Consider the following 19744-nt stretch of genomic DNA (forward strand, 5'->3'; position numbering starts at 1 on the left):
GAATCCTCTCGTAGTTTTTCCCTCTTCCATTTCCCTTCATATCAAATTAATCTTCGGCTAGAAAATGAATGATCGAGGTCATGTTTCTCAAGATTTAACTCCGCTATTTTGCCATTTCGTTTGATTTATGTTGGGTGAATGTGCTTAATCGGAGTGCTTGCAACTTTTTATTTGGCCCCTCAGGGGCCAATTTATCTTCGACCGACAGGAGGTCGGTAGCCTCACCACAGGATGAGGGTGACTGCCGGAAAGGGGGTAATCAACTCCCCCGCTTTCGCGCAACGAGAAGAGCGGGCAAGCCCGGCGCAGAACGGGATTGCCATCAATTTATCCGGGGATCGGATAAACAAAATCAAAGAAAAGGGAGAAAAAATGAAAGGATTAACTTTGGCATGCGCCCTGTCGGCGGCTCTGGTCGGTGTTTCATTCGGTGGTCCGGTACAAGCGCAGGAGCGCTTCGTGACCATAGGCACCGGCGGTCAGACCGGCGTCTACTATGTCGCTGGCCAGTCCATCTGCCGCTTCCTCAATCGCGGCGCCGCCGATCACCAGATCAAGTGCAACGCCCCGGCCAGTGGCGGTGGTGTTGCCAACGTCAACGGCATCCGCAGCGGTGAATTCAACTTCGGCATCATGCAATCCGACCACCAGTTCAAGGCGATGAAGGGGCTGCCACCGTTCCAGGCCGAAGGGGCCATGGACGATATGCGCGCCGTCTTCTCCCTGCAGAGCGAGGTGTTCACCATCCTGGCTCGCCGCGATGCCAAGATCGCCAGCTTTGACGACCTGAAAGGCAAGCGCGTCAACATCGGCAACCCGGGCTCCGGCCAGCGTGACACCATGGAAGAGATCATGGCGGTCAAAGGCTGGAAGAAGGGTGACTTCGGTCTGGTCTCCGAGCTGAAACCGGCCGAACAGGCCTCCGCCCTCGGTGACAACAACATCGACGCCATGAGCTACTTCGTCGGTCACCCGAACGGTGCCATTCAGGAAGCCTCCACCACCACAGATGCAGTACTGGTCCCTGTGACCGGCGCCGACATCGACAAGCTGCTGGCCGAGAAGAGCTACTACAGCAAGGCCGAGATCCCGGGCGGCATCTACAAGGGCAGCGACAAGCCGACCCCCTCCATCGGTGGCAAAGCGGTGCTCTCCACCAGCGCTAAAACCGATCCAGAAGTGGTCTATCAGCTGGTCAAGTCGGTGTTCGACAACCTGGATCGCTTCAAGCGCCTGCACCCTGCCTTTGCCGACCTGAAAGAGGCCGACATGATCAAGGTGGGTCTCTCTGCACCGCTGCATGAAGGGGCTGCCCGCTACTACAAAGAGCGCGGCTGGCTCTGATTGAAGGCCCCGGGGCCTTTGTCACTCTCTTCGACACCCGTCCGCCGCCTGATTGCGGGGGCGGGTGTCGCTCTTGTTGTACTCGTTGGCACAAGTTAACCCTATGCAAGATAAACAACTCTCTACCGAGGAACTGATCGCCCAGGATGTGGGCGCTCGCCTGCCGCTGGGCCCGCTGGGCTGGATCATCACCACGCTGGCGCTGGCCTGGTCCCTGTTCCAGCTCTGGATCGCCTCGCCACTCCCCTTCATGGTGGGGTTTGGCGTACTCAATGACACCGAAACCCGCTCCATTCACCTCACCTTTGCCCTGTTGCTCGCTTTTCTGGTGTTCCCGGCATTTCGCTCCTCGCCGCGGGATCGGGTTCCCCTCGGCGATATCGCCCTCGGTCTGATCGCTGCTGGCGCCGCGTCTTACCTGTTCGTGATGTATGAAGCGCTGGCACTGCGTCCTGGCACCCTCACCACCGCCGATCTGGTGACCGCCTGCATCGGCATTCCGCTGCTGCTGGAAGCGGCGCGCCGCGCCCTGGGGCCAGCACTGGCGGTCATCGCCATCGTCTTTCTGATCTACAGCCTGGCGGGCCCCTGGATGCCGGGACTGCTGGCACATCGCGGGGTAGGTTTCACCGCGCTGGCCAACCACCAGTGGATCACCACCGAAGGGGTGTTCGGCATTGCCCTTGGCGTCTCCACCAGCTTCGTATTCCTGTTCGTGCTGTTCGGCGCTCTGCTGGAACGGGCCGGTGCCGGTCACTACTTTATCCAGCTCGCCTTCAGCCTGCTCGGCCACCTGCGTGGCGGCCCGGCCAAGGCAGCAGTGGTCGCCTCCGGCCTGACCGGTCTGATTTCCGGCTCGTCGATTGCCAACGTGGTGACCACCGGCACCTTCACCATCCCGATGATGAAGAAGGTAGGCTTCAGTTCAGAGAAAGCGGGGGCGGTCGAAGTGGCCTCCTCGGTCAACGGCCAGATCATGCCACCCGTGATGGGGGCTGCGGCTTTCCTGATGGTCGAATACGTGGGTATCCCCTATGTGGAGATCATCAAGCACGCCTTCCTGCCTGCCGCCATCTCCTACATAGCGCTGCTCTACATCGTCCATCTGGAGGCGCTGAAACTGGGCATGCAGCCCATCGGCAACCATCAACCCAAACCCTGGCTGCGTCGCCTGACCGGTTTTGCCTTTGGCGCGGCCCTCATCAGCGGCCTGTCACTGGCGGTCTACTATGGCCTCGGCTGGCTCAAACCTGCTCTGGGTGACTACGCCCTGCCGGGGATCTCGGTACTGCTGGCTGCCACCTATGTGGCCCTGTTGAAGATCGCCGCCAGCAATGAACCGCTGCCTGCCGAAGATCCCGACAAGCCGCTCACCGAGCTGCCCAACACCCGCGCCGTGCTGCTCTCCGGCCTGCACTTCCTGCTGCCGGTGGTAGTACTGGTATGGTGCCTGATGGTGGAACGCCTCTCGCCGGGGCTGTCGGCCTTCTGGGGTACCGTGATGCTGGTGATCATCCTGCTGACCCAGCGCCCGCTGCTCAACTGGCTGCGCAAGGACGGCAAGCACGACTACGGCACCGTCGCTGATGGCGTGGTGGATCTGCGGGAAGGGCTGGTCGCCGGTGCCCGCAACATGATCGGTATCGGCATTGCCACTGCCACCGCGGGGATTATCGTGGGTGCGGTCTCCCAGACCGGGGTTGGTCTGGTGCTGGCGGATCTGGTGGAGTTCCTCTCCATGGGCAACCTGCTGCTGATGCTGCTGCTCACCGCACTGCTGAGCCTGATCCTCGGCATGGGGCTGCCGACCACGGCCAACTACATCGTCGTCTCCAGCCTGCTGGCACCGGTGGTGGTGACGCTGGGGCAGCAAAACGGGCTGATCGTGCCGCTGATCGCGGTGCACCTGTTCGTCTTCTACTTCGGCATCATGGCGGATGTGACGCCGCCGGTGGGACTGGCTTCCTTCGCGGCAGCGGCCGTCTCCAAGGGCGATCCCATCAAGACCGGGATCACCGCGTTCTACTACAGCCTGCGTACCGCAGCGCTGCCGTTCCTGTTTATCTTCAACACCGATCTGCTGCTGATCGACGTGGACTTCGCCCACGGCGTGCTGATCTTCATTGTGGCGACCATCGCCATGCTGATCTTCGCCGCCGCCACCCAGGGCTGGTTCCTGGTGAAGAGCCGCTGGTACGAGAGCGTGCTGCTGTTGCTGGTCGCCTTTACCCTGTTCCGCCCGGGTTTCTGGATGGACATGGTGCACGACCCCTATCGCGAGACCCCGCCTGCCCAGCTGGCCCAAACCATGGGTGAAGTGGAGGCGGAGAGCACCCTGCGGCTGCGGATCCTCGGTGAAGATGCAGTGGGCAAGCCACGCAAGTTCACCCTGCTGGTCGCCGTACCGGATGGGGCAAATGGCGAAGAGCGGCTGGCCAATCTGGGGCTGAGCCTCTATGAGCAGGATGGCAAGACGCTGATCGACAACGTCGCCTTTGGCAGCCCGGCCGCCACCATGGGACTGGAGTTCGATCAGGAGATCCTCACCGTCAAGGCGCCGACCGAGCGCTGGACCAAGGAGTGGATGTGGATCCCGGGCTTCCTGCTGTTCGGGGCGATCGTCTGGCTGCAGCGTCGCCGCAGCGTCAAGGCCGGTTAATCCACCGGGCAGATGAGACCGAGGGCCGCTATTGCGGCCCTCTTTTTATTGCCTTGTTATTGCCTTGCCCTCTGCGGCTCTTGTGATGAGCAACAGTCATGGAAAAAGGTAAACGGTGGCGAACGGCCAAAAAAGTGGGGTGACATGTCCATGTCACCCCCTCGCAAATAGCATGTTCCATATTGGAGTCCGGCCACGCCGGGTCTCTGTTTCACTTTCCGATAGTTCGCGACCCATCTGAAGTGCGCGCCAATTGCAGCAATGCAACCGACCAGCTACCCGTTACAACCTTCGTCCACACGGCAGACAGGCCGCCGTGTTTGTCCTTGCAACTGAAATATTACGCATAAAAACAAAATAAAAAACGTTTTTATGCTAATTCCATTCACATCAGAGTACAAAAAACAGCCTTATCATCACCGCTAAATTGTTATAAAACAGCAAGATAGATTCATGCATGGTTATTCACCCGCAAAGGGCATCAGCAATGGCTTACAAGGCTTTGCGAGATCTCGCACAAAAAATGGCCGCCTCACAGCCAACGACGCAGGGGCAACCAGTCACTCAGGCGTGCTATCAGTCGCCTTGACCACCCTTCGGGTTTGTGCGGCAATCCACCCGCCTGCTCCTGCCAGCGAGCCAGCCACGTTCGCAGCGCCTCGCAGATCGGCGGGCAGTGCAGATGCAGCATCAGTTCGGTATTGAGAAAGAGCGAGCGGGGATCGAGGTTGAGGCTGCCGAACAGCGCCCGCTCCTCCCCCAGCAGGATCAGCTTGGCGTGCAGGCTGCCGTGGCCATGGTCAAACTCGGCGACCCGGATCCCTTGGCGCAGCAACCAGCCGAGATAGCGCTGATAGGCGCCATAGACCAGTGGCACATCGGTGCTGGCCAGCGAGTTGGTGAGAATGTCGATGGCGACCCCCTGCTGACGCAGCCGCGCCAGACGGTGCCGGAACCCGCGAGTAAGGATGAGGTAAGGGGTCACCAGCCCCAGCGAGCCGGGATTGTCAGCCAGCTGGCGCCAGAGCTGGCGGGCGGTGGTGGGGCGGGAGATCAGCCCCTTGCCGGGACGGTCGAACCACACCTCGGCCCGCCCCTCATGCCATTGCAGCGGCAAATCGCGCTCGTCAAACAGCGCCGCGGGCAGATCGTAGACCGTCGCTACCGCCGGATCCGTCATGGTAAACAGGAAGTCGTTGACCACCTCTATTTCGGCGGGCAGCAGCTCGCGGCGCAGCAGATGGCGGATGGGGTGACTCCAGCGGCTGTGCCAGAACTGCTCGAACCCCTGTGCCATCTGCTGGCACAGCCCCCCCTGACAGGCGAGCTCGAGATCCACGAAGGGCGCTTGCGGATCCAGACCGAAGTAGCGATCACCGATGTTGCGCCCGCCAATCAGCGCCAGCTTGCCATCCACCAGCAGCAGTTTGTTGTGCATCCGGTGGTTGATGCGGCGAAAGCTGAGCAGCCCCTCCAGCAGCAGTGCCAGCGGGCGCCAGCCCCGCAGCCAGAAGGGGTTGAACAGCCGCACCTCGATCCCCGGGTAGTGAGCCACCATCTCCAGAAAGCGGTTGTCACCGGCATAGAGATCATCCACCAGCAGCTGCACCTTGACACCACGCCGGGCGGCGTGAAGCAGCTCGCTCAGCAGCAGCTTGCCGCTGCTGTCCTCCTCCCAGCTGTAGTACTGCGCCTGGATCCGCTCGCGGGCATGACGGATCCAGTGGCAGCGCACCTTGAGCGCCAGCAGGGGATCATCGATCAGGGCAAAGGATCCGGGGATCATGGTGTCATCCTGCTGTCATGGCCGGGTGTCATAACGCTGGCGAGCCTCTTCACATATTCAAAAGGAGTTGCTGATGGAACTGCATGATACCCCGATGTTGCGCTATCTGGGCCAGCTCAGCCAGCCAGATCTCATCCCAGCCACCGGCCCTGCTCACTGGTTTTTGCAACACAGGGACGGTGGCTGGCAATTGCCGACCGTGCAGGCGACCCTGCCGGTCAACCGGCTCAGGGCTGAGCCGCTTCGATAGCGGCAGCCTTGCCCTCGATCTGGGGCAGGCTGAAACGATAGGCTACGTAGTACTTGTAGATGGTACCGACATAGTTGATCGGCCCCTGTCCGACTTCGTTGGCCACCAGCTGATCCACGTTGCCGAACCAGACGTTGGGATCGAGCCCCAGCTTCTCCGCCTTGCCTCGCAGCGCCTGCACCCGGTTTGGCCCGGCGTTGTAGGCGGCGAGGGCAAACAGGTGGCGGTTGAGCCGATCCAGCTTGGGATCATTGAAGTAGGTATCGAGGATCAACCGCATGTAGCGACAGGCGGCCTCCACATTGCCCTCCAGCGTGGTGAGTCTGGCGCCGTTGATGCCGACTTCCCGCCCCGTACTAGGCAGCAACTGCATGAGGCCCACGGCCCCCTTGGGCGAACGCGCCTTGGGATTGAGGCCGGACTCCTTGTAGCCAAGCGCCGCCAGCATCAGCCAGTCGAGATCGTATTGATTGGCGTACTTCTCCAGCACCTTGCGAATGGTCGCGAGGCGCCCCATAGGGTCCGGCGCCAGGATATTGCTCATCTGATCGCTGCGAACCAGCAACCGGCGCAGGGTCATGTCGCTGTAAAGGCTGTTGCGGCTGACACTCGCCAGATAGCCATTGACCGCCTTGAGCAGCTCGGGGCTGTTCTTGCGCAGCGCCCAGGCGCTGGTGCCGTTGCTGCGCAGGGGGATCAACTTGTGAGCCTTGAGGCCGGAGATCATGCCACCCAGCCAGATCCGTCCCTTGTAGCTGTCGGTCACCGTCAGGGGAATAATGCCAGCGGCCACCATCTCCAGCAGATCGCCATCCTGTAGATATTCGGGCACCGTCTCGATATAGACGGGGGGCAGCCCCAGCTCGCGAAACAGCCAGTTGAGCTGGCGCAGACTCTCGTAGTAGCTGGAGCTGGCACGCACCCAGACCCGCCTGCCGGAGAGCTGGGTAATGCGGCTGAAGGCGGGCAGGCTCTGCTGGCTCACCACCCACTCCTCGATGGATGAAATGAGCGGCCGGGAGAAGGCCACCTGTTCACGCCGGGTCGGGGTCACCGTCATGGTCGCCGCCACCAGATCGCCACGCCCCTCGGTCAGATAGTCCAGCAGCTTGTCCTGCCGCACCGGGATGTAGACCACCTTGAGTTTGACCTTCTCTTTGGCGAGATAGGTCTTGTTCAGCCAGCGCTCGAACCCTTGCAGCTGATTGACCAGAATGCCGTACTGGGCGCCGCGATCGAGAAAGTAGAAGCCGCGCTCATAGACCACCAGAGCCCTGAGTTCGCGCTTTTGCAGAATGCTTTCGAGGTCCCCGGGTTGGGGCAGACGCTGTGGCTTGAGTTCAGCCGCCAGCAGAGGAAAACAGCAGAGGGCCAGCAGAGCCCAGATCCAGCATCGCATCACGATGGCTGCCCCTGTGCTGAGGTCACGCCTGCTGCCTGTTGGCAGCACGGATCACGATAGAGGGTGGGATTGGGAGCAGAGATCCATCGCTGCGTCATGATGTTTACGCCTTCTGTTGGCCGACTCGCGCCGGGCAAAAACGTCTGTGGGATAGAGTAACTATAGAACGCCGACCCACAGCAGAAGGGTCAACACGGCAGGCAAACCTGCCGCGTTATCAGACAACTCAGATAGAGCGGGCCCGCATTTCGAAAATCAGTTTTTCGGCGGTGCAGGTGAATTGCAGGCGGGCTTTCAGGATCACGCCGTTGGCGCCCTGAGTCAGTTCGCTGCTCACTTGAGCTTCGGCAGTGACCTGTTTGGCCAGAGCTTCATAGGCAGCCAGCTTGGCGCGGGCATCAGCCTCGGCAGCGGCTTCAATCACCAGATCCATCACATCGTCGCCTTCGCCGATGATAGTGCCGATCTCGGCAAAACAGCCGCAGCTGTCACAGGTTTCGTTCAGTTCAACTTTCTCGTCTACAGACATTTTCTACTCCTACTGCTTATTTCGGATGATTTGCGTCGTCACGCATCGCCTTGCGAAAATCTTTGATGGCGGTACCCAGATCCTCACCTGCACTGGCAAGACGCTTGCTGCCGAAGACCAGCACAACGACCAGCAAGAGGATCAGCATATGCCAGATATGAATTCCACCGAGTCCCATAGGGATACTCCCTCACAAAGAGATATCTATTACTTGTATCAAAATAGAGCGCAGGGATTGTTGGGCAAAATCAAGGCAGGTGCAAGTGAGCAAATAAATCATAGCCAAAAAATAGGGCGACCCAAAGGTCGCCATATTGATTGTGCTACATGTCCCCTCAACCGCTACATCCTGTACCAGTGGTTCATGCGAACCTGAGACCATTCGAGGATAAGATCGCCAAGATATGAAAACAAATGGTATAAATTCATCTTAGAATTGAAGAGGATTCATATCATGCTGCTGGAACAACTGGGTCGCATCGACCTCAATTTGCTGATTATCCTGCAGGTACTGCTGGAAGAGCGCAACGGCAGCAAGGCCGCACGCCGCCTTCATCTGAGCCAGTCCGCGGTCAGCAAAGCCCTCGGCCGTCTGCGCGATACCTTCAATGATCCCCTCTTCATCCGCTCTGCCTACGGGCTGGAACCCACCGGCCGTGCCCTTGCACTGCAGCAGCAGTTGCAACCCATCCTGCTGTCGCTGGACAACCTGATCCAGCCGCCCGAGTTCGACCCCGCCAGCTCGGAGCGGGAGTTCGTCATCGCCAGCATGGACAGCGCCTTCACCCTGTTTGCCCCGCTCTACCTGAGCGAGCTGAAGCGGCAGGCACCAAGGATCCGCTTGCGTTACGAGGAGTGGACCGAGAACAGTCTGACCGAGATGAGTCAGGGTCAGGTGGACATCGCCTTCGCGGTGCGGGAGAACTGCATCAGCTCCGATTATCGGCTCGATACCCTGCCCGACAGCATCTGTCAGCGAGTGCTGGCGGTCGATGATCTCACCTGTCTGGTGCAGCAGCACCACCCCGCGCTGCGAGAGCCCAACTGGAATCTGGAGCACTACCTCAGCTATCCCCATGTGCAGACTTACTGCGAGGGGCGAGACCGCTGGATGCTGGATCACAAGCTGGCGGAGCAGGATCTCTACCGGCGTATCGAGGCAACCGTGCCCTCCTTCGAGGCGGCGCTGCGGATGGGGATGCACTCCGACATGATAGTAACCCTCTCCAGGCTCTACGCCCGCCACGCCACCCAGGTCTATCCGCTGTTGCAGCTGCCGCTGCCCATCGGGTTGGACAGCATCTCCCATCTGCTCATCTGGCATCAGCGTCACAGCGAGGATCCGGGCCACCGCTGGCTGCGGGAATTGTTGCTCTCCCTCATCATGAGCAAACTGGAACCCGCTGCGACCACTCACGGGTGACGGCACGCCCTCTCGGCAGGAAAAAAAGAACGGGGCTCTGCGTAGCCCCGTTTCATTCACTTCAATATGTAAACCGCTCAGCCCTGACCGGTCACCGCCAGATAGTGATGTACCCCGTCCAGCAACATCTGGACCGAGATCATCACCAGCAGCATCCCCATCAGCCGCTCCACCGCAGTGAGTCCCCGCTCACCCAGCAGCTTGTTGAATACCTCGTAGAACATCAGGATCACCGCGCTGGCGGCCCAGGCCAGAAAGAGTGCCAGCGACCAGTCCACCATCCGGGCGGGCTCCTGATTGGCCAGCAGCATCAACGATGCGAGGATCGAAGGACCGGCGATCATCGGGATCGCCATCGGCACCAGGAAGGGCTCCTCGCCCGCCGCCAGCCCGGTCACGCCCCCTTCACTCGGGAAGATCATCTTGATGGCGATCAGGAACAGGATGATACCCCCCGCAATGCTGACCGCCTCCTGCCGCAGGTTGAGGAAGCCGAGGATCTGCTGACCGACGAACAGGAACAGCATCATGATGGCCAGCGAGAAGAGCAGCTCGCGTACCATCACCTTGCGACGTCGTTTGGGATCGATATGACGCAGGATAGAGAGGAAGACCGGCAGGTTGCCCAGCGGGTCCATGATCAGAAACAGCATGACTGCGGCAGAGAAAGTATCCATACAACGCCCGGGCTACGCCCTGAATAGGGAAAAGAGAGGGGGCGAAATATAGCAAAGGGCGAAGAATTGAGCGAGCGCCATGATGCGCTCGCAGCGGGATTAACCGTGGTTGCAGATCTTGTCGGCGCGGGTCTGGAAACCTTCGGCCGAGTCGATGAATTTGCCGCGGGCGGCCAGAAAGTCGATCAGCGCTTCCGCATCCATCTCGCTGGCGCTGCAGGTATGAAAACGGGCCTCGGCACCGAACCGCTCGGCCATCGCCTGTTTCAGGCTGGCACGGGTAAATTGCCCCCCTTGCGCCAACATCATTTCCATCACCTCATGACCATGAACCGATTGCGACATCTCTCACCTCAATAATGAACATATTTAATGCCAATTAAATATCTCCCCGCCCGGAGGGATCTTGATATAGGCCAATAAATTGCGCATTTCCTGGTCAGGGGAGTGGTCACCGCCACCGCTTTGTCGATAATGTGGCAACCCGCGTCAGGGATCGCTACACTGGCGCCCCTTTTTGGCCATCGCAGACAATGTATAAGGATATTGGCGTCATGCTGTTCCATGGAGAGGCTCTCAAGCCCTGGCAGATCTGGACCCGCCGACCACTCTGGCTCAAGACCCTGATCGGCATGCTGACAGGGGTGGGTCTGGGCGTCGGCTTTGAAGAGCAAGCCCTGCTGCTCAAGCCCCTTGGCGTCTTGTTCGTCAACACCATCCAGATGCTGATGGTGCCCCTCATTTTCTGCTCGGTCATCGCCGGTCTCACCTCGCTGCTCAAGGGCAAGGCCCTCGATCGCATCGGCAGCAAGGCGATCTGCCTCTACTTCTGTTCGACCGCCATCGCCATCTGTATCGGCCTGATGATGGGCTGGCTGCTGGAACCCGGCATGGGTGCCGACATGGGCCCCTATGAGCGGGTCGGTATGTCAGAACCACCCACCCTGGCCAGCGTGCTGAGCCATCTGGTACCGAGCAATCCGGTACAGGCGATGGTGGATGGCAAGATCCTGCAAGTAATTGTCTTTGCGGTGGCGCTGGCGGTCGCCCTCAATGCCAGCGGTCGCCGTGGCCGCCCCGCCATCCTCTTCTTCACCTCGCTGGCCGAGGGAATGTTCAAGCTGACCCAGATGGTGATGGCGCTCGCCCCCTACGGTGTCTGCGCCCTGATGGCCTGGATGACCGGCAAGTACGGCCTCGACCTGCTGCTACCGCTGCTCAAGGTGATCGGCGCCGTCTACCTCGGCTGCCTGCTGCACGTGCTCGGGGTCTACAGCACCCTGCTGCTCCTGCTGGCACGGCTCAATCCGCTGCACTACTTCAAGAGCATCGTTGATGCCCAAGCGGTGGCCTTCACCAGCAGCTCCAGCAACTCCACCCTGCCCATCAGTCTGGCCTGCGCCGAGAAGCGGCTGGGAGTCTCCCCCGCCATCACCGCCAAGGTGCTGCCCATCGGCGCCACCATCAACATGGATGGCACCGCCCTCTATCAGGGAGTGACTGCGCTGTTCGTGGCTCAGGCATTCGGGGTGGATCTGCACATGGTCGATTATCTGACCATCATCAGCATCGCCACCCTGGCCAGTATCGGTACGGCAGGTACCCCTGGCACCGGGTTGATGCTGCTGACCCTGACCCTGACGGCGGTGGGCTTGCCGCTGGAAGGGGTGGCACTGATTGCAGGCATTGACCGGATCCTCGACATGGCGCGCACCACGGTCAATGTATCGGGGGATATTCTGGTGTCGGTGCTGATCGCCCGCAGCGAAAACGAGCTGGATCTGGCGACCTATCACGATGCCAGCGCAGGGGAAGATATCGAGTTCCCGCCGCGCTAGCGGAAGAAAGCTCAGCTGTCGTGGGGATCGTGGTGACAGCGCCAGCAGACGTCGAAGTTGGCGCCGTTCTCCTCCCCGCACTGACCGCACAGCCAGCCGTTACCCTGACGCTGCTGGTAACGCTCGATGACCCGTCCTGCCTTGCTGCGATCCTCGGCCCGCACCATCAGGGTCACCTGCAACATGTCGACCGGCAGCTCGCCAAGGGCGCCTGACAGCCCCTCGCCATTGAGGCGCACCAGCACCCCTTCCGCCTCCAGCGCCCCTTTCAACGCGTGTGCCTCCAGGGTGTGTGAGGCGCGATAGAGATTGATCCAGTTATCCATAGCTCCCCCTTACAACAACTTGTCGATGCCAAACTCGGCGCCGTTCTCAATCATGAAATCGATGAATGCCCGCAACTTGCGCGGCATCAGTTGCCGCTCCGGAAACAGCAAATAAATCGGCACCCTGGGTTGTTGCCACTCTGGCAGCAGGATCACCAATTCGCCGCTGGCCAGCTCATCCTGACAGAGCATAGCGGGTAACGAAGCCAACCCCAGCCCCGCCTTCGCCGCCTCCCGGGCACAGGTAATATTATTGACCCGAAAACGGGATGGGGGGTCAACCAGCACCTCTCTGCCATCCAGTTCGAAGCACCAGTGAGAGGCGAGAAACCCGCTGCTCACCGTCACCCGCTCGTGGTTGGCCAGATCCTCCGGCCGCTCGATGACCGGGCTGCGGGCCAGATAGTCCGGGCTGGCACAGAGCAGCCGCCCGGTGCTCCAGAGTCGGCGCGCCGCCAGATTGGAGTCACTCATGTCGCCAATCCGCACCACCGCATCCAACCCTTCACTGATGGGGTCCACCACCCGGTTGGTCAGCTCCAGCTCCACCTGCAGGGCGGGATAGGCCTGCAAAAACTTGGCGACCAAGCGCCCAACCACCAATTGCCCCGTCTCGATGGGCACTGCCAGTTTGAGGGTGCCGGTCACCTCCTGCTGGCTGGCGCTCAGCATCAGCTCGGCTTCGGTCAGGGCATCGACCGCCTTGCTGCAGTGCAGGTAGTACTTCTCCCCCTCCTCGGTCAAAGTGAGCTGACGAGTGGAGCGATAGAGCAGACGCACACCGAGCCGCTGTTCCAGCTCGGCGATGCGGCGGCTGACCATCGCCTTGGTCATCCCCAGCTCGCGGGCGGCCCCCGTAAACGAGCCCTTGTCGACGATACGCACCAGAATTAACGCGGCATTGAGATCCATTGTTGCACCAGTGAAACTGTATATCTCGTGAACCAATACTAATCGAAACAGTTGACCAGTGTTAGCCTGCGCCCCTTAAGTTCAGGAATCACAAAAATGAGTCAACACAAAAAAATTCCCCTGCTGGCAGCCATGATATTGGCGCTGCTCGGTCTGCTGTTCGCCGGTTACTGGTATCTTCACGGCCGCTATTTTGAAAGCACCGACAACGCCTATCTGCAAAGTGAAGTGACCGGGATCAGCTCCAAGCTGCCCGGTTATATCCGCGAAGTGCTGGTCACCGACAACCAGCCGGTCAAAGCGGGCCAACTGATCGCTCGTCTCGATGATCGCGAATACAAAACCAGGGTCGCGGAGGCCGAAGCCGACCTGCGCCTCAATCAGGCGACGGCCGAAAATCTGGCCGCCACCCGCACCCAACAACTGAGCCTGATCCAGCAGGCCGAGGCCAAGGTCGCCTCCGCCAATGCCGAACAGCTGCGTGCCAGCCAGCAGGTCAACCGGATCAGTCAGCTCAACCAGCGCCACTACAGCTCGCAAGACAGTCTGGACGAGGTGCGTGCCGGCCTGCAGGTCAATCAGGCGCAAGCCCGAGAGGCCCAAGCCGCCCTGCAGGCGGCCCGTGAACGACTGCTGGTACTGGATGCCGAACGCAAACAGAATCTGGCCAAGCTGGCATTGAGCGAAGCGCAACTGGAGCAGGCCAAGCTTGAGCTCGGCTACACCGAACTGCGGGCGCCTGCCGACGGCATCATAGGCAAGCGCAGCCTGCGGGAAGGGCTCTACGTCCAGTCCGGCATGCAGGTCGCCAGTTTGGTGCCGCTGCAGCAGGTGTGGGTCGAGGCCAACTTCAAAGAGACCCAGCTCGCCCATATGCAGCCGGGCCAGAAGGTCGAAGTGGTACTCGATGCCTACCCGGATCAACCGGTCGAAGGGATCATAGACAGCCTGGCCCCAGCGACCGGCGCCAAGTTCGCCCTGCTGCCACCGGAGAATGCCACCGGCAACTTCACCAAAATCGTGCAACGGGTACCGGTGAAGATCCGCATCCCCGAGCCGGGCCCGCTGGCAGGCAAGCTGCTGCCGGGTCTCTCGACCGAAGTGATCGTGGATACCCGCACTCCTGATCCCGTGGTGGCTGCCAACTGATGGAACCCATTCCACGTCGCAACTGGATCGCGGTCATGGGGGGCCTTATCGGCGCCTTTATGGCCATCCTCGATATCCAGATCACCAATGCCTCCCTGAAGGACATTCAGGGGGCCCTGTCGGCCACCCTGAGCGAGAGCTCCTGGATCTCCACCTCCTATCTGGTGGCGGAGATGATCGCCATCCCCCTGAGCGGCTGGTTGAGCCGAGGGTTGAGTGTGCGCCGTTACCTGCTCTGGACCACCGGCGCCTTTATCGCCGCCTCCGTGCTCTGCTCGTTCAGCTGGAACCTCACCAGCATGATCGTCTTCCGGGCGCTGCAAGGCTTCACTGGCGGGGCGCTGATCCCGATGGCCTTTTCCCTCATCGTCACCCTGTTGCCGCTACAGAAGCGGGCCACCGGCATGGCGCTGTTTGGCCTCTGCGCCACCTTCGCCCCCGCCATCGGTCCGACCCTCGGCGGCTGGCTCACCGAGCAGATGTCGTGGCACTACATCTTCTATCTCAACGTGCCACCGGGACTGCTGGTGATGGCCATGCTGGCCCACGGGCTGGATAAAAAACCGGTGGACTGGACCGTGATCAAGCGGGTAGACCTCATCGGGATTGTCACCATGGCACTTGGCCTCGGCCTGCTGGAGGTGGTACTGGAAGAGGGCAACCGGGAAGACTGGTTCGGCTCAAGCTTCATCGTGCGACTGGCAGTCATCTCGGCGGTGGCGCTGGTGTTCTTTGTCATCAGCCAGCTGATCCGCCGTCACCCGCTGGTCAATCTGCGGCTGCTCCACAACCCGCGCTTCGCACTGGCCTGCTTCGCCTATCTGATCCTCGGCATGGCGCTGATGGGCTCCATCTATGTGCTGCCGCTCTACATGACCCAGATCCACAACTACAACGCGCTAGAAATCGGCGAGGTACTGATGTGGATGGGACTACCGCAACTGCTGGTGCTACCGCTGGTGCCCAAACTGACCCACAAGATAGACCCGCGCTATCTGGTGAGTTTCGGCTTCCTGATCTTCGCCGTCAGCTGCTTTATGAACGTCAACATGAGTGCCGACTACGCCGGGCCGCAGCTCATTCAGTCGCTTATCGTGCGGGCGCTGGGGCAGCCCTTCATCATGGTGCCGCTCTCCTTGGTCGCCACCGCCAGCCTGAGCCACGACGAGATCCCCTCCTCCTCGACTCTGCTCAACGTGCTGCGCAACCTCGGTGGTGCGTTCGGTATCGCCATCATCGCGACCCTGCTCGACAACGATACCCGCACCCATGTGCTGCAAATTGGCAGCACTCTGGCCGCCAGCAGTATCGAGGGGCAAAACTATCTGCTGCAACTGGCCCAGAGCATGATGGCGCAGGGTTCCGGCCCCGAGATTGCCCAGCAGCAAGCACGGGCCATGCTGGCCAATACCATCAACCGGGAAGCGGCCATCATGGCCTACAACCAGGTGTTCTACATCATGGGGATCTTCCTGCTGGTCGCCAGCGGCCTGATGCTGTTGCTCAAATCCCCCGCCCCACGGGCTGCGGATGCCGCACCGCTAGAGGCGTGAAAAACCGCCGGGCATAAAACGAAAAACGGGCCAAGGCCCGTTTTTCGTTATCTGTTACCTGCACTCAACCAGAAGGCGTTATCCCGCCAGCGACCCTGCAATCAGGAATTGCGCCGCGAAGTAGCTACTCATCACCCAGGCTCGAGCGTGGGGAAAGGGGCGGCGGAAGCGATCGAGCGCCAGCATGCTGTCGGAGAAGAGGAACATCAGTGCTCCCACCAGAGCGGCGGCCGAACCGGCAGTGAGGGAGGCGTGCCAGGCACCGGCGGCCACCCAGGCCATGCCGATGATCACCAGCATGTAGCAGAAGACCGGAATCCGCATCTCTCCCAGCTTGCCCCACAGCAGGCCAAAGACCATGCCGGCGATCAGCAACAGCAGCAAACCATCCACCAGATTGAGCAACAACGGCCCCTGGGCAAAACCGACGATATAGCAGAGATGCGCGACAAGAAATGCCGCCAACCCCTGAATGAAGCGATCGCTTGGCAGCATCAGCAGCACATCGCCCGCCAGCGAGAGGCAGAGGCCAAGCAGGATCCAGGCATGTGAGCCATCGTGGTCATAACTCTGGTAGCCGAACGCCAACGCAATGATAAGCAGCATGGTCAGCGGCTTGCTGATATAGAACTGGCGGCTGTCTGCACCGTAGGCAGCACGGATATGCCACCAACCTGAAGCGATGATCAAGAAACTCAATAACATGCCCTGCTCCTCACCTGTTGCTCGCAGTCATACGGCAACCGTTTTTATCATGGTGCAGGGTAACAAATTCCCTCCCCCAGTGGCAGGGGTGCTTATCAAATGGGCAGGCTAAGCCTAAAGTCTAATTGCCGCACCGAGTGGTTCAGGGCATAAGTGACGGGTCTGGAGGATCACCATGGAAGAAGCTATGAAAAACTATCTGCCCGCCATCGATATCATGATGTGCCATCTGGGGATCAGCTTTGAGCAGGCCTGCGAACAACTGGGTCTTAGCCAGCAGGAGCAACAGGCGCTGGATCAGTTGCAGCAACAGCAGAGCCAAGCCAACTAAGCCCTCCCGTTATTGGATATCATGATGCGCCATCCGGGGATCAGCTTTGAGCAGGCCTGTGAACAACTGGGTCTCAGCCAGCAGGAACAACAGGCACTGGATCAGTTGCAGCAACAGCAGAGCCAAGCCAACTAGCTTGAGTTGAATCATAAAAGAGAAGACCGCCAGCAGGCGGTCTTCTCTTTTAGTCTCTGTGATAACCGGACGGCATCATGCAATACCTGCCAGCAGGCGACTCCAGTTGCGTTTACCAGCGATGAAGCCGTCACGCAGGGCCCGATACTCCAGTTGCAGCTTGAGGCGGTCATAGCGCGCCAGCGCCTTGCGCTTGCGCAGGTCCAGCAGCCGCTTGCGACTGGCGTAATAGTGTTGCAACTGCTGGCTCAGCTTGTCGTACTCCTCCTGCAGCAGCGCCTGCCACAGTTCGCGATCTTCCTGCTTGCGCAACTTGGCTTGTGCCCGTTTCAGCTGCATCTGCAGCCGGGCTTGTTCGATACGCTCCTCCGGCGAAGATCTGAGATCTCCCGCCAGACCGCACCAGGATGCGAGCCGGATCAACCACTTGGTCGGATCGAACTGCCACCAGTGAATGCCGTTGCGGTAATCATTCTCGAACAGGTGGTGAAAGTTGTGGTACCCCTCGCCAAAGGTGAAAAAGGCCAGGATGCCGTTATCGCGAGCGGTATTGCGATCGGTATAGGGCTGACTGCCCCAGATGTGGGCCAGCGAGTTGATGAAGAAGGTGGTGTGGTGCGTCATCACCATCCGCAAGACACCTGCCAGCAACAACATGCCGAGCATATCCCCGTGCCACAGGCCGAGCAGCAGCGGCAGCCCCAGATTGGCCGCCAGTGCCAGCGTCAGATAGTGACGGTGCTGAAACGCGACCACCGGGTTGTTCTGCAGATCACGCACATTGCTGTAATCGCCATAGCGATCTCCCTGATGCTCCCGCAGCATCCAGCCGATGTGGGAATACCAGAAACCGCGCCCCGCGCTGTAGGGGTCTTTATCGTTGTCATCCACATGACGATGGTGACGGCGGTGATCGGCCGACCAGTGCAGGGCAGAATTCTGCAGCGCCAACGCACCGCCGATGGCAAATAACCACTGCAAAGCGGGGTGCGCCTTGTAAGCCTTGTGCGACCAGAGCCGGTGATAGCCTGCGGTGATGGAGAGACCACTCTGGCAGAACAACAACAGGAAACTGGCCCACTGCCAGAGATCGTAACCGTGGCTCATGCCGTACCAGGGCACGACAATCAACGCCACTATCCCGGAGAGGGAGAACAGCAGGGTATTGGTGAAAATAATGGGGGGTCTGGCCATCTCATTGCATCCTTTCAGCGAACAGCTGTTAGCCATTTTCTATGGTGATTTCCTCACGGTCAATGGTAAAAAAGTAGGATACAAACCTGATCCTGAGGCGCCTTCGGGTTATCATTTGTCCTCGTTAAGCTGAAGGTGACTGATTTCGTGGGTATTCGCGCTCAACAAAAAGAAAAAACCCGGCGTACATTGATCGATGCTGCATTCAGCCAACTGTGCGCCAATCGGAGTTTCTCCAATCTCAGCCTGCGGGAAGTCGCTCGCGAAGCGGGTATCGCGCCCACCTCTTTCTATCGCCACTTTCGCGATATGGAGGAACTGGGCCTGACCCTGGTTGACGAAGGAGGTCTCACCCTACGCCAACTGATGCGCCAGGCACGCCAGCGCATTGCCGGTGGTGGCAGTGTCATCAGCACCTCGGTGCAGACCTTTATGGAGTTCGTCGAGAACAACCCCAACATCTTCCGGCTGCTGCTGCGGGAACGCTCCGGCACCTCGGCCGCCTTTCGTCAGGCGGTGGCTCGCGAAATCCAGCACTTCATTGCCGAGCTAACCGATTATCTGGAAGCCACCACCGAAGCACCACGGGAAGATGCCTACATCCAGGCAGAAGCCATGGTTACCATCGTCTTCAGTGCCGGTGCCGATGCGCTCGACATGACCAGCGAAGAGTGCCGGGCACTCTCCGACCGAACAATTCGCCAACTGCGGATGATCGCCATGGGCGCCGAGGTACAAAACCAGAAGCGCCGTGAACCTCACCCATGACCACAGGATGGAGAACGACATGCCTGAACAGCTTATGATCCCGAAAAAACCGCTCGCCATGGCCATGCTGATTGGTATCTGTGGCGATGCCTCTCTGGCCGTGCTGACCAACTCGGTCGTGCCTTTCTCCTTCTTTCCGCTGATTGCCCTCTGGCTGGCGGCCTATCAGCTGTTCCAGCACTATCGCCATGAACCCATGGTGGGCAACACCCCCATCTGCACCCTGCTCTGCTTCTTTATCGGTGTCTTCGGCCACTCCGCGCTGCTCAAGGTGCAATACCCGGAGCTTGGCAGCAACTTCTTCTCCCTGATCATGATGCTGCTGCTACTGGCTGCCCTCTCCATCAAGCTCGGCCTGAGCATTGGCAACAAAGAGAAGCCCTGATAAATCGACCGAGTGATGGTAATCAGTTGATAGATAAAGCAAAGAGGCCTTCCCGTCGGGAAGGCCTCTTTGCTTGAACGGTACCTGATTAATCCGGCAATCTCGGTATTCCCAACCTAGCCAAGCTGCTGGGCTTCAAGATCGACGTGCAGATGGAAGCGGAGGTCGTCAATATGGAACTGCCCTGTAGTCAGCAAGCGGCAGAAGCCTGATTTGACCACCTGCAGGATCGTTCAAATGGCTGTAAATGAAGCAGATAAGGCTCGGATATAGCTATAAACTAGTGGGGATAATCGGCTATCTGGCACTCTTACTTGGCAGGTAAAAACCAAACGTTGGCTGTTTAACACGCTAAAAACATCAAAGCCCGGTCGTGAG

The 19744-nt window shown here is 59.8% G+C and carries 20 protein-coding genes; 10 read left to right on the top strand and 10 right to left on the bottom strand.

Going from position 1 to position 19744, the window contains the following annotated elements:
- Positions 1-372 precede the first annotated feature (372 nt).
- Complete coding sequence (locus VF684_RS10275; protein ID WP_005339950.1) at positions 373-1344, top strand: TAXI family TRAP transporter solute-binding subunit; 972 nt, start codon at positions 373-375, stop codon at positions 1342-1344.
- Positions 1345-1447: 103 nt separating this feature from the next.
- On the top strand, positions 1448-4003 hold the full coding sequence (locus tag VF684_RS10280) for a TRAP transporter permease (RefSeq protein WP_139443091.1): 2556 nt from the start codon (positions 1448-1450) through the stop codon (positions 4001-4003).
- A 532-nt stretch (positions 4004-4535) separates the two neighbouring features.
- Here the strand turns inward: VF684_RS10280 and VF684_RS10285 are convergent.
- Positions 4536-5789, bottom strand: coding sequence for a phospholipase D-like domain-containing protein (locus tag VF684_RS10285; RefSeq protein ID WP_139730914.1), 1254 nt, complete (start codon positions 5787-5789; stop codon positions 4536-4538).
- A gap of 73 nt (positions 5790-5862) precedes the next feature.
- Between VF684_RS10285 and VF684_RS10290 the strand changes: the two genes are divergently transcribed.
- Complete coding sequence (locus VF684_RS10290; protein ID WP_005339947.1) at positions 5863-6039, top strand: hypothetical protein; 177 nt, start codon at positions 5863-5865, stop codon at positions 6037-6039.
- On the opposite strand, the gene VF684_RS10295 is transcribed toward VF684_RS10290, so the two are convergent.
- The 3 genes from VF684_RS10295 to tatA form a co-directional block, all read right to left on the bottom strand.
- On the bottom strand, positions 6017-7438 hold the full coding sequence (locus tag VF684_RS10295) for a transglycosylase SLT domain-containing protein (protein ID WP_376899193.1): 1422 nt from the start codon (positions 7436-7438) through the stop codon (positions 6017-6019). The two genes, VF684_RS10290 and VF684_RS10295, sit on opposite strands and share 23 nt — an antisense overlap.
- A gap of 229 nt (positions 7439-7667) precedes the next feature.
- A complete protein-coding gene (locus VF684_RS10300; protein ID WP_005339945.1) occupies positions 7668-7970 on the bottom strand; it encodes a YfcZ/YiiS family protein in 303 nt (100 codons plus the stop codon).
- Between the two features lie 16 nt (positions 7971-7986).
- Entirely contained in the window at positions 7987-8148 is a 162-nt protein-coding gene (tatA, locus tag VF684_RS10305; RefSeq protein WP_005339944.1) for a twin-arginine translocase TatA/TatE family subunit, read from the bottom strand.
- 276 nt (positions 8149-8424) lie between these two features.
- Here tatA and VF684_RS10310 point away from each other — a divergent pair, with 276 nt between their 5' ends.
- Positions 8425-9393: a LysR family transcriptional regulator gene (locus tag VF684_RS10310; RefSeq protein ID WP_005357635.1), complete on the top strand. Its 969-nt coding sequence runs from the start codon at positions 8425-8427 to the stop codon at positions 9391-9393.
- A gap of 77 nt (positions 9394-9470) precedes the next feature.
- On the opposite strand, the gene VF684_RS10315 is transcribed toward VF684_RS10310, so the two are convergent.
- Together VF684_RS10315 and VF684_RS10320 are read right to left on the bottom strand one after the other, a co-directional pair.
- The gene (locus tag VF684_RS10315; protein ID WP_058056278.1) at positions 9471-10070 is read right to left on the bottom strand and encodes a YhgN family NAAT transporter; all 600 of its coding nucleotides are present in this window, start codon (positions 10068-10070) and stop codon (positions 9471-9473) included.
- A gap of 99 nt (positions 10071-10169) precedes the next feature.
- Complete coding sequence (locus VF684_RS10320) at positions 10170-10415, bottom strand: YecH family metal-binding protein (RefSeq protein ID WP_005357633.1); 246 nt, start codon at positions 10413-10415, stop codon at positions 10170-10172.
- Positions 10416-10624: 209 nt separating this feature from the next.
- Between VF684_RS10320 and VF684_RS10325 the strand changes: the two genes are divergently transcribed.
- On the top strand, positions 10625-11908 hold the full coding sequence (locus VF684_RS10325; protein ID WP_005357632.1) for a dicarboxylate/amino acid:cation symporter: 1284 nt from the start codon (positions 10625-10627) through the stop codon (positions 11906-11908).
- Positions 11909-11919: 11 nt separating this feature from the next.
- On the opposite strand, the gene VF684_RS10330 is transcribed toward VF684_RS10325, so the two are convergent.
- Positions 11920-12234, bottom strand: a complete 315-nt coding sequence (locus tag VF684_RS10330) for a putative signal transducing protein (protein WP_005339933.1) — start codon at positions 12232-12234, stop codon at positions 11920-11922.
- A gap of 9 nt (positions 12235-12243) precedes the next feature.
- Entirely contained in the window at positions 12244-13146 is a 903-nt protein-coding gene (locus VF684_RS10335) for a LysR family transcriptional regulator (protein ID WP_019444678.1), read from the bottom strand.
- 96 nt (positions 13147-13242) lie between these two features.
- Here VF684_RS10335 and VF684_RS10340 point away from each other — a divergent pair, with 96 nt between their 5' ends.
- Positions 13243-14295 (top strand): HlyD family secretion protein, encoded by a 1053-nt coding sequence (locus tag VF684_RS10340; protein WP_005348510.1) that lies wholly within the window; start codon positions 13243-13245, stop codon positions 14293-14295.
- The gene (locus tag VF684_RS10345; RefSeq protein WP_139730915.1) at positions 14295-15848 is read left to right on the top strand and encodes a DHA2 family efflux MFS transporter permease subunit; all 1554 of its coding nucleotides are present in this window, start codon (positions 14295-14297) and stop codon (positions 15846-15848) included. The genes VF684_RS10340 and VF684_RS10345 overlap by 1 nt, the downstream gene beginning before the upstream one ends.
- 78 nt (positions 15849-15926) lie before the next feature.
- Here VF684_RS10345 and VF684_RS10350 read toward each other — a convergent pair whose 3' ends face one another.
- Positions 15927-16553: a lysoplasmalogenase gene (locus tag VF684_RS10350; RefSeq protein ID WP_139442144.1), complete on the bottom strand. Its 627-nt coding sequence runs from the start codon at positions 16551-16553 to the stop codon at positions 15927-15929.
- 187 nt (positions 16554-16740) lie between these two features.
- Here VF684_RS10350 and VF684_RS10355 point away from each other — a divergent pair, with 187 nt between their 5' ends.
- A complete protein-coding gene (locus tag VF684_RS10355) occupies positions 16741-16884 on the top strand; it encodes a hypothetical protein (RefSeq protein ID WP_162182404.1) in 144 nt (47 codons plus the stop codon).
- Positions 16885-17094: 210 nt separating this feature from the next.
- On the opposite strand, the gene VF684_RS10360 is transcribed toward VF684_RS10355, so the two are convergent.
- Positions 17095-18213, bottom strand: a complete 1119-nt coding sequence (locus VF684_RS10360; RefSeq protein ID WP_139442143.1) for a fatty acid desaturase — start codon at positions 18211-18213, stop codon at positions 17095-17097.
- Positions 18214-18360: 147 nt separating this feature from the next.
- Between VF684_RS10360 and fabR the strand changes: the two genes are divergently transcribed.
- Together fabR and VF684_RS10370 are read left to right on the top strand one after the other, a co-directional pair.
- Positions 18361-18981 (top strand): HTH-type transcriptional repressor FabR, encoded by a 621-nt coding sequence (fabR, locus tag VF684_RS10365; RefSeq protein ID WP_005339921.1) that lies wholly within the window; start codon positions 18361-18363, stop codon positions 18979-18981.
- Between the two features lie 19 nt (positions 18982-19000).
- On the top strand, positions 19001-19366 hold the full coding sequence (locus VF684_RS10370) for a YijD family membrane protein (RefSeq protein ID WP_139442142.1): 366 nt from the start codon (positions 19001-19003) through the stop codon (positions 19364-19366).
- Positions 19367-19744: the final 378 nt, after the last annotated feature.

Origin of the sequence: Aeromonas sp. Lyrl_2 (assembly GCF_051948815.1) — a bacterium.
Classification (GTDB): domain Bacteria; phylum Pseudomonadota; class Gammaproteobacteria; order Enterobacterales; family Aeromonadaceae; genus Aeromonas; species Aeromonas veronii.

Bases quoted from the DNA above. Each gene is read 5' to 3' on its own strand.
- tatA (WP_005339944.1), bottom strand. From the start codon at position 8,148: ATGGGACTCGGTGGAATTCATATCTGGCATATGCTGATCCTCTTGCTG.
- VF684_RS10275 (WP_005339950.1), top strand. From the start codon at position 373: ATGAAAGGATTAACTTTGGCATGCGCCCTGTCGGCGGCTCTGGTCGGT.
- VF684_RS10335 (WP_019444678.1), bottom strand. From the start codon at position 13,146: ATGGATCTCAATGCCGCGTTAATTCTGGTGCGTATCGTCGACAAGGGC.
- VF684_RS10280 (WP_139443091.1), top strand. From the start codon at position 1,448: ATGCAAGATAAACAACTCTCTACCGAGGAACTGATCGCCCAGGATGTG.
- VF684_RS10290 (WP_005339947.1), top strand. From the start codon at position 5,863: ATGGAACTGCATGATACCCCGATGTTGCGCTATCTGGGCCAGCTCAGC.
- VF684_RS10330 (WP_005339933.1), bottom strand. From the start codon at position 12,234: ATGGATAACTGGATCAATCTCTATCGCGCCTCACACACCCTGGAGGCA.
- VF684_RS10320 (WP_005357633.1), bottom strand. From the start codon at position 10,415: ATGTCGCAATCGGTTCATGGTCATGAGGTGATGGAAATGATGTTGGCG.
- VF684_RS10325 (WP_005357632.1), top strand. From the start codon at position 10,625: ATGCTGTTCCATGGAGAGGCTCTCAAGCCCTGGCAGATCTGGACCCGC.
- VF684_RS10355 (WP_162182404.1), top strand. From the start codon at position 16,741: ATGAAAAACTATCTGCCCGCCATCGATATCATGATGTGCCATCTGGGG.
- VF684_RS10295 (WP_376899193.1), bottom strand. From the start codon at position 7,438: ATGCGATGCTGGATCTGGGCTCTGCTGGCCCTCTGCTGTTTTCCTCTG.
- VF684_RS10370 (WP_139442142.1), top strand. From the start codon at position 19,001: ATGCCTGAACAGCTTATGATCCCGAAAAAACCGCTCGCCATGGCCATG.
- VF684_RS10340 (WP_005348510.1), top strand. From the start codon at position 13,243: ATGAGTCAACACAAAAAAATTCCCCTGCTGGCAGCCATGATATTGGCG.
- VF684_RS10360 (WP_139442143.1), bottom strand. From the start codon at position 18,213: ATGGCCAGACCCCCCATTATTTTCACCAATACCCTGCTGTTCTCCCTC.
- VF684_RS10345 (WP_139730915.1), top strand. From the start codon at position 14,295: ATGGAACCCATTCCACGTCGCAACTGGATCGCGGTCATGGGGGGCCTT.
- VF684_RS10350 (WP_139442144.1), bottom strand. From the start codon at position 16,553: ATGTTATTGAGTTTCTTGATCATCGCTTCAGGTTGGTGGCATATCCGT.
- VF684_RS10300 (WP_005339945.1), bottom strand. From the start codon at position 7,970: ATGTCTGTAGACGAGAAAGTTGAACTGAACGAAACCTGTGACAGCTGC.
- VF684_RS10285 (WP_139730914.1), bottom strand. From the start codon at position 5,789: ATGATCCCCGGATCCTTTGCCCTGATCGATGATCCCCTGCTGGCGCTC.
- VF684_RS10315 (WP_058056278.1), bottom strand. From the start codon at position 10,070: ATGGATACTTTCTCTGCCGCAGTCATGCTGTTTCTGATCATGGACCCG.
- VF684_RS10310 (WP_005357635.1), top strand. From the start codon at position 8,425: ATGCTGCTGGAACAACTGGGTCGCATCGACCTCAATTTGCTGATTATC.